At 66.5% G+C, this 1,228-nt stretch carries 2 protein-coding genes; both read right to left on the reverse strand.

Translation table 11 applies throughout. From position 1 onward, the window contains the following. On the reverse strand, window positions 1-119 hold a 119-nt coding region (locus EOA86_RS41365; protein WP_164892355.1), incomplete at its 3' end, for an FAD-dependent monooxygenase. Continuing rightward, on the reverse strand, window positions 116-1,228 hold a 1,113-nt coding region (locus EOA86_RS35270; RefSeq protein ID WP_348633386.1), incomplete at its 5' end, for an efflux RND transporter periplasmic adaptor subunit. The genes EOA86_RS35270 and EOA86_RS41365, both read right to left, overlap by 4 nt.

Below are 1,228 nucleotides of genomic sequence, written 5' to 3' on the forward strand. Positions count from 1 at the left end.
GGACCTGCGGACTTGTCGAAGATGCGGACCGGCACGCCGAGACGGGTGAGCCAGAGGCCAAGCGTCAGCCCGGTCGGTCCGGCGCCGGCGATCAGGACTTTCGTTTGTGACGGGCTCATCGGGATTCTCCTGCCGCGATGCGAACCTGTTCGTGTTCGCGCAGCCGGTTGACGCCGGCGGTTACGACCACATCGCCTTCGGCCAGGCCGCCGCTGACGACGACCCGCTCGGTCTCGTAACGGGCAATGACAACGGGCTTCAGCTCGACGGCCGAGGAAGCGCCCACAATCCACACGGCCGGCTTACCGCCCTTGTCGAACAGTGCACTTCCCGGCAGCACCACGACAGGCGCGCCGGATTCGTTGACACGGCCCGCGACGCTGCTGCCAAAACGCATTTCATTCGGGGCGTTGCGCAGCGAAACCTTCACTTGGAAGGTGCGGGTGGCGGCATCGGCCACAGGCGACACCTCGTGTATGACGCCGGATGTCGAGATCGCCGGGTTGCTCAGCAGCGAGACCATGATCTCCGGCGGATGCCCAGCGCTGCGGCGATTTGAGAACACAGCTTCGGCGATCGAGAAGACAGCGTCGCGGGCTTGCGGATCGGCGATGCGCACGACCATCTGCCCGACATTGACGAGCTGGCCTTCCTCGGCGCCAGTCGCCGTCACCAAGCCGTCGAAATCCGCGTGCAGTTCGGTATAAGCGAGCTGATCCCTGGCCATCTCCAAGCCAATCTTAGCCGAGTCCAGCTTGGCTTGCGCCGAGCGGAGGTTCTTCAACGTCGCATCGTAGCTGGCGCGCGTCGTGAAGCCTTTGGCAAGCAACGCTCTGAGGCGGGCCTCGGCGGCGCTAGCCTCGACCAGCACGGCCTGCGCCGCCGCGACATCGGCCTCGGCGTTGCGCAAGCGGTTGCGATAATCCTGGTCCTCGATGCGGGCGAGCACTTCGCCTTTCCTGATCATCTGGCCTACTGCTGCCGTGCGCTGCACGAGCTTGCCGGAGAGCCGGAACCCAAGGTCGCTTTCGCGCTGTGGGCGGATTTCGCCGATCGCGAGCCGGCTGTCCGCCTGCGGTGCCGGCTTCACCGTCACGGCCTTGACCAGCTTCGCTTCCGGCACATCCGGCTTTGCGCTCGCGGCCTCGCCCTTGGCAGCGTACCAGGTGACGGCGGCGGCGCAGGCGAGCGCCGCCGCCGTCACCTGGTACGCTGCCAAGGGCGAGGC

The sequence above is a fragment of the Mesorhizobium sp. M5C.F.Ca.IN.020.32.2.1 genome (assembly GCF_004023105.1).
GTDB lineage: Bacteria > Pseudomonadota > Alphaproteobacteria > Rhizobiales > Rhizobiaceae > Mesorhizobium > Mesorhizobium wenxiniae.